The 9,473-nt window shown below is 56.9% G+C and carries 9 protein-coding genes and 1 pseudogene; 3 read left to right on the top strand and 7 right to left on the bottom strand.

Translation table 11 applies throughout. The features are described 5' to 3' along the window. Positions 1–91: 91 nt before the first annotated feature. Positions 92–469 carry a ComEC/Rec2 family competence protein gene (locus AC221Y_RS15605; RefSeq protein ID WP_486707695.1) on the bottom strand — a complete coding sequence of 126 codons (378 nt, stop codon included), beginning with the start codon at positions 467–469 and terminating at the stop codon, positions 92–94. A gap of 220 nt (positions 470–689) precedes the next feature. On the opposite strand from AC221Y_RS15605, the gene gltX reads away from it, so the two are divergent. From gltX to AC221Y_RS15590, 3 genes and pseudogenes are all read left to right on the top strand, one after another. Next, positions 690–2,093, top strand: a complete 1,404-nt coding sequence (gene gltX / locus AC221Y_RS15600) for a glutamate--tRNA ligase (protein ID WP_486707694.1) — start codon at positions 690–692, stop codon at positions 2,091–2,093. A gap of 108 nt (positions 2,094–2,201) precedes the next feature. Continuing rightward, positions 2,202–3,497: a citrate synthase gene (gene gltA, locus AC221Y_RS15595; protein ID WP_299754004.1), complete on the top strand. Its 1,296-nt coding sequence runs from the start codon at positions 2,202–2,204 to the stop codon at positions 3,495–3,497. 279 nt (positions 3,498–3,776) lie between these two features. Further along, a pseudogene (locus AC221Y_RS15590) lies at positions 3,777–4,319 on the top strand (alternative oxidase). 148 nt (positions 4,320–4,467) lie between these two features. Here AC221Y_RS15590 and AC221Y_RS15585 read toward each other — a convergent pair. The 6 genes from AC221Y_RS15585 to AC221Y_RS15560 form a co-directional block, all read right to left on the bottom strand. Then, the gene (locus tag AC221Y_RS15585; protein ID WP_299754005.1) at positions 4,468–5,244 is read right to left on the bottom strand and encodes an enoyl-CoA hydratase-related protein; all 777 of its coding nucleotides are present in this window, start codon (positions 5,242–5,244) and stop codon (positions 4,468–4,470) included. A 69-nt stretch (positions 5,245–5,313) separates the two neighbouring features. Beyond that, positions 5,314–5,763 carry a cytochrome c-type biogenesis protein gene (locus AC221Y_RS15580; protein WP_486707697.1) on the bottom strand — a complete coding sequence of 150 codons (450 nt, stop codon included), beginning with the start codon at positions 5,761–5,763 and terminating at the stop codon, positions 5,314–5,316. After that, complete coding sequence (locus AC221Y_RS15575; protein ID WP_299754006.1) at positions 5,763–7,742, bottom strand: heme lyase CcmF/NrfE family subunit; 1,980 nt, start codon at positions 7,740–7,742, stop codon at positions 5,763–5,765. Before AC221Y_RS15575 ends, AC221Y_RS15580 begins: the two co-directional genes overlap by 1 nt. 415 nt (positions 7,743–8,157) lie before the next feature. Continuing rightward, positions 8,158–8,241, bottom strand: a complete 84-nt coding sequence (locus AC221Y_RS15570; RefSeq protein ID WP_486707696.1) for a hypothetical protein — start codon at positions 8,239–8,241, stop codon at positions 8,158–8,160. A gap of 119 nt (positions 8,242–8,360) precedes the next feature. Continuing rightward, positions 8,361–8,804, bottom strand: coding sequence for a cytochrome c maturation protein CcmE (gene ccmE / locus AC221Y_RS15565; RefSeq protein ID WP_299754031.1), 444 nt, complete (start codon positions 8,802–8,804; stop codon positions 8,361–8,363). A gap of 72 nt (positions 8,805–8,876) precedes the next feature. Beyond that, the coding region (locus AC221Y_RS15560; protein ID WP_486707693.1) for an Asd/ArgC dimerization domain-containing protein at positions 8,877–9,473 on the bottom strand (597 nt) is incomplete at its 5' end.

Below are 9,473 nucleotides of genomic sequence, written 5' to 3'. Positions count from 1 at the left end.
GGTTTCGTTAGGGATCATATCGGGGCGTGGGTCGCGCTCCAGATGACGATTGAGCAAGCACGGGAGTAATACCGACAAGCGTGCGGCCCTGCTACAAGACGATCCAAAGACACCCAAGCGTCAGCAGCGGAAGGACCAGAGCCGTCGGGCTCGAGATATGGCTAAGCGATTCCGGCAAATAGACAACTTTATCGGCGACGGTCAGTATCCATATGATTGCAGCGTCCATCAGTTTGAGGCCAATCCATTCCAAGCCAAACGGCCAAAGCACCGCGCTGGGGATGATGATGGCGCTCATCAGCGGAACCGAAAGGATGTTAGCTACTAGCCCGAAATTGGGGATCTGATTAAAACGAGCCGCTGCGATTGGCGTAGTTGCAAGCCCCACGATAGTAGACGACAGGGCAATACCTTCGACCATACGCAAGGGCCATGGCCAGCGCGATTGGGTCCAATCAGCGTCGCGCATCAGCCGAAAGTGGCGACCAGTGCGATCGTGGCAGCAAAGGACCTCTTAAATGCCAGGCATCACCGGCGACCACGAAAACAGGTAGCTGCGTTAACGGTCGATCAGGTCAGAAACGTCGATCAGCGGGCGCACCCTTGTCTCCCGATGTAGGGTTGACTACACACCGGCGATGCTACGCCCTTCATGGTTTCCATAAGCTTAATTTCAAAGGCCTACCCTTATGAACGACCGTCCTGTCGTGACCCGTTTCGCTCCGTCCCCGACGGGTTATCTGCATATTGGTGGCGCGCGCACCGCATTATTCAATTGGCTTTTTGCGCGCCGTAACGGGGGCAAGTTCCTGCTTCGGATTGAGGACACCGACAGGGCGCGCTCAACGCCTGAGGCAACTGAGGCGATCTTTCGCGGGTTGACGTGGCTGGGGCTTGATTGGGACGGCGATGCTGTGAGCCAATTTGAGGGCGCCACGCGGCATGCGGAGGTCGCCCAAGAGATGTTGGAGTCGGGCGCTGCATACAAATGCTTCTCGACCCAAGACGAAATCGCTGCGTTTCGCGAGGCGGCGAGGGCTAAAGGCGCATCGACGCTGTTCCGCTCGCCGTGGCGCGATGGGGCGGAAGGCGATCAACCGGATGCGCCGTTTGCGATCCGCGTCAAGGCGCCGCGCGAGGGTGTGACGGTGATCAAAGACGCCGTGCAAGGCGATGTGACGGTACGCAATGATCAGTTGGACGATATGATCGTATTGCGATCGGACGGCACGCCGGTTTATATGTTGGCCGTGGTGGTGGATGACCACGACATGGGGGTGACCCATGTGATCCGTGGTGACGATCATTTGAACAACGCGGCCCGTCAGATGTTGGTTTACAAGGCCATGGGCTGGGACGTTCCGGTTTGGGCGCATATCCCGCTTATTCACGGCGAGGACGGCAAGAAATTGTCTAAACGCCACGGCGCCTTGGGGGTCGAAGAGTGGCAGGCCGAAGGATACCCTGCGCCGGGTATGCTCAACTATCTGGCACGGCTTGGCTGGAGCCATGGGGACGATGAGTTTTTCACGACCGAACAAGCCATCGCCTGGTTTGGGCTGGACGGCATTGGCAAGGCCCCTGCCCGGTTTGATACCAAGAAGCTAGCTAATTTGTCGGGTCAGCACATTGCGGTAATGGACGATGCTGCACTTGTAGAAGAAATTGAAGGATATCTGACAGTTTCGGGCCAAGAAAAATTGACAGATGTCCAGAAAAGCGACCTTGAGCGTGCAATGTACTGCCTCAAGGATCGCGCCCGGACTTATCCGGAGCTTCTTGAAAAAGCGGCGTTTATTTTGACATCGAGACCGATTGTGCCAGATGAAAAATCGGCCAAGGCGCTTGATTTAGTATCCCGCAGTATACTGGGAGAATTGACGCCGCACCTGCAAAATGCTAGCTGGGACCGCGACGCTCTGGAGGGCGTCGTGCAGTCACTGGCAGAGGCACACGGCCTTAAGCTTGGCAAACTGGCAGGACCACTTCGCGCAGCGTTGTCGGGCCGGGCCGTTAGTCCAAGTGTCTTCGACATGATGCTGGTCCTAGGCCGCGACGAAACCGTGCGCCGATTGGATGACGCGGCCACATAATCCGGGCATTCCCCTTTGATGCGGGGTCCGTCCAACTTCAGATCCTGCGCAGCGACGCGACGGACAAACCGACCGGCCCTTTGGACCGGACTGAAAACGGGGATGACCATGGCAGACACTAAGAAAACAGCCAAACTGACGTTCGATGGCAAGGAAATTGAACTGCCGATCTTGTCCCCCAGCGCGGGTCCGGACGTTTTGGATATCCGCAAGCTTTACGCACAGGGCGACGTCTTCACTTATGATCCCGGCTTCACCTCGACAGCGGCGTGCGACAGCACGATCACGTTCATCGATGGCGATCTTGGCGAGTTGTTGCACCGTGGTTACCCGATTGATCAGTTGGCTGAGAAATCGCACTTCCTCGAGGTCAGCTATTTGCTGCTTTACGGCGAATTGCCCTCGGCGGTTCAGCTGGAAGATTTTGAGGCCCGCGTGACGCAGCATACAATGTTGCATGAACAAATGGTTTATTTCTATCGCGGCTTCCGTCGGGACGCGCACCCGATGGCGATTATGACCGGTGTCGTTGGTGCCATGTCAGCGTTTTATCATGACAGTACGGACATCACTGATCCGTGGCAGCGCGAAGTGGCGACGATCCGGCTGATCGCTAAAATGCCAACGATTGCAGCCTGGGCTTACAAGTTCTCGATCGGTCAGCCGTTTGTGTATCCGCGCAATGATCTTGACTATGCCTCGAATTTCTTGCGGATGTGTTTTTCGGTGCCCGCCGAGGAATACGAAGTGAACCCGATCCTGTCGCGTGCGATGGACCGCATCTTTACGTTACACGCTGATCATGAACAAAACGCTTCGACATCGACCGTACGGCTTGCGTCGTCTTCAGGTGCCAACCCGTTTGCCTGTATCGCGGCCGGTATTGCCTGCCTTTGGGGGCCTGCGCATGGTGGTGCAAACCAGGCGTGTCTTGAGATGCTACGCGAGATTGGCACAGTGGATCGCATCCCTGAGTACATCGCGCGTGCAAAAGACAGGGACGATCCGTTCCGTCTGATGGGCTTTGGACACCGGGTTTATAAGAACTTTGACCCGCGTGCGAAGGTCATGAAGCAGTCGGCGGACGAGGTGCTTGAGTTGCTTGGGATTGAGAACAATCCGACGCTTCAAGTGGCTAAAGAACTTGAGCGGATCGCAGTTGAGGATCCCTACTTCAAAGAGAAGAAGCTTTATCCGAACGTAGATTTCTATTCCGGTATTATTCTGGATGCGATGGGCTTCCCGACATCGATGTTCACGCCGATCTTTGCGCTTGCGCGGACCGTTGGCTGGATCAGCCAATGGAAAGAGATGATTGCCGATCCACAGATGAAAATCGGTCGTCCCCGTCAGCTTTATGTTGGTGCGACGATGCGCGATTATGTGGACGTCGAAAACCGCTGATATTCAGAACCTATGGTATGTGATAATGCCGCCGCTGCAAATGCTGAGAATGCGCATTCGCGGCAGATATCTTCTGTAGCCATACAGGAGAAAGACCGACGACATCAACGTCGGACGCACGGTTCAATATTGACCTTACTACGAGCCACGCGCCGGTGGATTTCAGGACAGGCTGGCTTTGCGGATCGTGAAGTTCATGCGCATTTTTGCCGACCAATTCTTTGCCAAACGCTATAGCCACTGGGCTGTAGTCTGGAGACGGATGCGGCTGTTCCCGGAATGGTGGGCGGGCTTTTCCAGCCCCTTAAGTTGATCCGTCATATCTGCGATGATCAGGGCTGGATCAAAGCGTTGCTCGAAGAGGCCGACACCGAGCGCATGCATCTGATGACTTTTATCGAGATCGCTCAGCCGACGCGGGTCGAGAGATCGATCATCATGCCGGGTCAGGGGGGCTATAATGTCTATCTCTGAGCGTATCTGCTCTTTCCATCGGTGGCGCACAAGATTCTCGGATATCTCGAAGAAGAAGGCGTGGCGAGCTATTTACAGTTTCTTGAAGAAATCGAAGCCGGCAAGGTAGAGAACGTGCCGGAGCCGCGAATTGCAAAAGCGTACTGGGGTTTTCCCGATGATGCACGGCTTCGCGACGTTGTGATTGTGATCCGCGCTGATGAGGCCGAGAATCGCAATGCCTACGATGGGTTTTCCGGTAAAATTGCGGCGGGCGATCAAACATTGGGAGCTGCCAACACGGATTACAGAACGGAAAGGCGGCGCGCGGCTATTTTTTCGGTCTGCGCGCCGGGTATTTTCTTATAGTACTGTTTTTAGGGGCGTTTACGGTATTTCGTAACGTCGTTGTTACATCGCATTGCGTCCGTGCAGTCGCGCGTAAAGATAGGGTTCTGTTAACCCCTTAGCCGTGAAATTTCCGCGATATGGTTGAGACTGCGTTAACAGTGTGGGCTTATCGGCCTTCGTATTGTGCCGGGCGCTTTTCCATAAACGCAAGAACGCCTTCGCGAAAATCACGGGTCTTGCCGCAACGGCCCTGAAGCTTGGCTTCCAACAGCAGCTGCTCTTCAAGCGTATTGCCAGCGCTGGCCCGGAGCGCTTCTTTGATGCCCACGTAGGACGTCGTTGGACCAGATGCGAGTTTGGCCGCGCGGTCGCGCCAGCGAGCCTCAAACGATGCGTCCGGCACCGTTTCCCAAATCATACCCCAGTCGGCTGCCTGCCGCGCGGTTATGGGCTCGGCGAACAAGGCCGCGCCCATAGCACGCGCCATGCCAATCTGCTGCGGCAGGAAATGTGTGACGCCCGCGTCGGGGATAAGGCCGATGCGTGCGAAGGCTTGCAAGAAGATCGCGCTCTCGGTGGCAATTACAACGTCTGCGGCTAGCGCAAGGGCTGTCCCTGCCCCGGCAGCGGCACCGTTGACGGCCGCGATGACGGGGATTGGTGCGTCTACCATCGCGCGGATCATTGGCATGTATTCGTCGCGCAATGTCCGTTCCAGGTCGGTGTTCGCGACTGTGGCGCGATCGCCAAGGTCCTGGCCCGAGCAGAACGCATCGCCGGTGCCAGTAATGACGAGGGCACGCATGGTGAGGCTGAGAGCTTTGACGGCGTGAAGAATTTCCGCGCGCATCTGCGTGTTGAATGCGTTCTTTACCTCGGGGCGGTTCAGCGCAATGACGCCGTAGCCGCCGGTTTCAGTGACGCGGATGGTTTGATAGTCCATAGGAATTCCTTTTAACGCTCTGGCATCACATAAGTGAACTGAACGGTTCGGAAAAGTCCAAACGCGACGTTAGTCGTCCATAAGTTGGCTGAGGCGAGATTTTTCTGCGTCCGAAAGGGTGTCAGGAGCAGCTTCGGGGCGTCTGCGGCGAATATAGACGGCTGCGATCCCGAAGGCTGCAAGGAACATCGCCGGGCCTGCAATCCAAAGGATCAGGGTAGAGCCAGTTGCGCGTGGAGTCAGCAGCACGTATTCGCCATAGCGCGCAACGATGAAGTCAATTGTCTCGTCGTTGGTATCACCTGCAACGAGACGCTCGCGGACCAAAAGGCGCAGGTCGCGGGCCAGTTCTGCGTCGCTTTCGTCGATGCTTTCGTTGCGGCAGACGAGGCAACGGAGGTTCTTCGACATTTCCCGGGCGCGTTCTTCTAACGCCGGATCGTCGAGGATTTCGTTGGGTTGCACCGCCAATGCCGGCGTGGCGATGGCAAGTGCAATGGTTAAAATCAACACACGGATCATTCGGCTGGGACCCCGCCTGAAGCTTTTGGCGTTTTGCGCGCGCCAGCCGCGACGCGGAAGCGACGGTCCGTCAGAGACAAGAGCCCGCCGAGCGACATGATGATCGCGCCCGCCCAGATCCAGCTGGCGAAGGGTTTGACGAAGGTGCGGACTGACCATCCGCCGTTGCCTTGCGGATCGCCGATGACGAGGTAGAGGTCACGGAAGATGCCGTTGTCTATGGCTGCTTCCGTGGTTGGCATGTTGGCAACGGGATAGATGCGTTTTTCAGGGAACAACGTGGTGACTTCAGCGCCGTTTCGATCGACGCGCATTTCCGCCATGGTCGAGATATAGTTCGGGCCCTCGAGTTGTCGCACGTCCACGAGGGTCACCTCATAGGCCCCAACGCGGAAGCTCTCACCGGGTTTAGCGACGCGGATATCCTCGATTTGCCAAGCAGTAATGGCGGCAATGCCGATGAAAGTGATTCCAAGGCCCGCATGTGCTGTGACTCGGCCCATGTCAGCGCGTGGCAGGTGGATGAGACGACGGAGCTTGGCTGCTGCCCCTCCCCGTCCTGTGCGTTGCAACAGATCGACGCCTGCTCCGAAGACAAGCCAGGTGCCCAAGGCCACCCCAATCGGGGCGATCATCGAGCGCTCGGTCTGAACGGTCCAGACGATGGCGACGACCGCGAAGGCGGCAGCAAGGACGCCATAAAGCGGGCGTATGGTATTGGCCAGTTTCGCGCGCTTCCAGGGCAGCATCGAACCGATGGGTAGGATGATTGCCAGCGCCATCATGAAGGGAGTGAAAGCGGCGTCAAAAAACGGCGAGCCGACCGAGAGCTTTCGGTCCCAGAGGAGTTCGGCGACCAGCGGCCAGATCGTACCTAGGAAAACAACAAACGTGGCGACCGCGAGCAGGACATTGTTGGCGACAAGAGCACTTTCACGGCTTACAAGGCTGAACACACCTTTCGCCTGCAACTGGCCTGCGCGCGCCGCGTAGAGCGTCAGCGCGCCCCCCATGAAAAAGGCGGTGATCAACAAGAGGTAGACGCCGCGTTCGGGGTCATTGGCAAAGGCGTGGACGGATGTAAGCACACCGGATCGCACGATGAACGCGCCGATCAGCGAGAAGCCGAATGCGAGAATTGCCAGCAGGATCGTCCAGCTTTTCAACGCCTCGCGCTTTTCAACAACAATGGCCGAATGCAAAAGGGCTGCGGCAATGAGCCATGGCATGAAGGACGCGTTTTCGACCGGATCCCAAAACCAGAAACCGCCCCATCCAAGCTCGTAGTAGGCCCACCAGCTTCCAAGTGCGATGCCGATGGTGAGGTTCAGCCATGCCAATAATGTCCATGGCCGGACCCAGCGGCCCCAGGCGGCGTCGACGCGGCCCTCGATCAGAGCGGCGACGGCGAAAGAGAAGCTCATCGAGAGGCCGACGTAGCCGATGTAGAGAAATGGCGGATGGAACGCGAGGCCGGGGTCCTGCAGGAGTGGGTTTAGATCCTGGCCATTCAGGGGCGGGAATTCCAAGCGCTCGAATGGGTTCGACGTGAAGATAAGAAATGTCAAAAAAGCAACGCCAACAGAGGCTTGCACCCCAAGAACACGGGCACGCAGCCGGTCTGGAAGATTCCCTCCGAACCACGCCGCTAGCGCTCCGAAGAAGGCGAGGATCACGCACCAAAGCAGCATAGAGCCTTCGTGGTTGCCCCATACTCCGCTGATTTTATAGAGCATCGGTTTGGCAGTGTGGCTATTGGCTACGACAAGGCGGAGCGAGAAGTCCGAGGTGACGAAGGCGTATGTGAGGGCCGCAAACGAAAAGCCCAAAAGAAAGAATTGAACCGTTGCGGCGGGTTCGGCCACTGCCATCCAGCCGCGCCAACCTTTGTGGGCGCCGACGAGTGGCATGACCGTCTGAACGACGGCAACCAGAAGGGCAAGAATCAGGGTGAAGTGGCCAAGTTCGATAAACATGAGACACACAGTAGAGCGCGCGCAAGGAGAGGCCAAGAGCGCGGGACGCTTCGTCGCGGTTTGGTGACGCGGGCGTGAGAAAATCTGATCAGTCCGTCTCGTTTTGCGCAGAATGGCTTTCGTTCCAAACGCGCCGAACACCTGTAAAGCCGGCGGGAACAACACGAGAAGGCCGCCGGTCAGACCGATATCTGCGTCAAAGCTTTGAGAGCGCTGATGGTGCAGGGACATATCGCAGATGAAGACCCCGACAATCAATGTCGAGAGGACGACAAGCATCAGCAAATACTCTTGAGACGCTCCTTGGGATAGTTGAAACGCCGTGCAGCCACATACGGCTATGTCGACACCGCCTTGCGCGCGCGGGCGCAGGTCAGAACCCGCGCATCCGCCTCGTTGACGCAGACATCACTGTTCAGATCAAGGCGGAGCCGCCGCATAGTGTGTGTATCGTAACACCGAAATTGGTTTCCCCGCCGGGGCCAGACGGGTCTTTCATGCACCCGCCTTCGCGGGTCAGGATGGCGTCTACAATGAAGTGGACTGTGTTGGTATCAATCCGTTTCCCTTGGTCTGGACTGTTGCGCCAGAACGTCCGGGAAAAGAATGGGCCAGTACCTAACCGTTCGGGTCTTGGTAAACGCCTTGGGCTTTCAAAGCGTCAATGACCTCGGATGGCATATAGGTTTCGTCATGGCGAGCCAAAATTTCCGAGGCCTCGAACACGCCATCAATATAACGACCCGTGCCGACCATGCCCTCGCCTTCGCCAAAAAGGTCGGGAAGAACGCCGGTATATGATACTGGAATAGTGGCACCGCCGTCGGTGACAGCAAACGTGATTGTTTCACCCTGCCCGCGTATCAAGGTGCCGTCAGCCACAAGCCCGCCTATGCGAAACACCTCTGTAGCCGGGGGGGGCGTTTCGGCGATCTCGGACGGTGAGCGAAAAAACTGAAGCGCATCAGGCGCTGCAATGTAAAAGGCAGTGAATGAGGCGATCATCGCGGCAAACGCCAGCACGATGACCTGTATTCGGCGTTGCTTTTTAAGACCCTTCATCATCTCTTCTTCTTGGTCAAAATACTCTGGCGAGATTGAGGGGCAAAGCCCCTCGTTCCCAAAGTCAGATAATCACGGATAAACAGGTGCTGCCATGAGACCAGTCGTCTCATCTTCGCCCAGCATCAGGTTAGCGTTCTGGATGGCCTGCCCCGACGAACCCTTGGTGAGGTTGTCGAGTGTCGCAATCACCGTGACGCGACCCGCGATGCGATCCCCTGCCACACCGATATGGCAGAAATTCGAGGCACGCACGTCCTTCATCTGCGGCATTTCCCCCATCGGAAGAACTTGAATGAAAGGCTCGTTTACATAGGCTTTGGACAAAGTCTGGAAAGCGATCTCAGGGTCGCCTTTCAGGTAGCAAGTCATCACAATGCCACGCGTGGCCGGGATCAGATGCGGGGTCAGCTGCACACGTATGTCATGGCCTGCGATCGCGGAGAACTCCTGATCGAACTCGCCAAGATGACGATGGGTGCCACCGACAGAGTAGGCTTTGACGTTTTCGCTCATCTCGGATGACAAAAGATGTTCTTTCAGCGAACGGCCCGCACCTGATGAGGCCGCTTTGAGGTCCATGATAATGTCATCAAAGTCTATGACCCCGGCTTCAATCAAGGGGCGCAGCGCGAACTGCCCAGTTGCCGCGTTGCATCCAGTACCCGC

The sequence above is a fragment of the Boseongicola sp. genome, from assembly GCF_057460485.1.
The sequence above is the reverse complement of the archived record's forward strand: the minus strand, read 5'-3'. Positions and strand labels throughout refer to the sequence as shown.

What these genes read in the sequence shown, in the direction of transcription:
- AC221Y_RS15585 (WP_299754005.1), bottom strand. Translation starts at nt 5,244, where the DNA reads ATGGACTATCAAACCATCCGCGTCACTGAAACCGGCGGCTACGGCGTC.
- AC221Y_RS15605 (WP_486707695.1), bottom strand. Translation starts at nt 469, where the DNA reads ATGCGCGACGCTGATTGGACCCAATCGCGCTGGCCATGGCCCTTGCGT.
- AC221Y_RS15575 (WP_299754006.1), bottom strand. Translation starts at nt 7,742, where the DNA reads ATGTTTATCGAACTTGGCCACTTCACCCTGATTCTTGCCCTTCTGGTT.
- gltA (WP_299754004.1), top strand. Translation starts at nt 2,202, where the DNA reads ATGGCAGACACTAAGAAAACAGCCAAACTGACGTTCGATGGCAAGGAA.
- ccmE (WP_299754031.1), bottom strand. Translation starts at nt 8,804, where the DNA reads ATGAAGGGTCTTAAAAAGCAACGCCGAATACAGGTCATCGTGCTGGCG.
- AC221Y_RS15570 (WP_486707696.1), bottom strand. Translation starts at nt 8,241, where the DNA reads ATGAAAGACCCGTCTGGCCCCGGCGGGGAAACCAATTTCGGTGTTACG.
- gltX (WP_486707694.1), top strand. Translation starts at nt 690, where the DNA reads ATGAACGACCGTCCTGTCGTGACCCGTTTCGCTCCGTCCCCGACGGGT.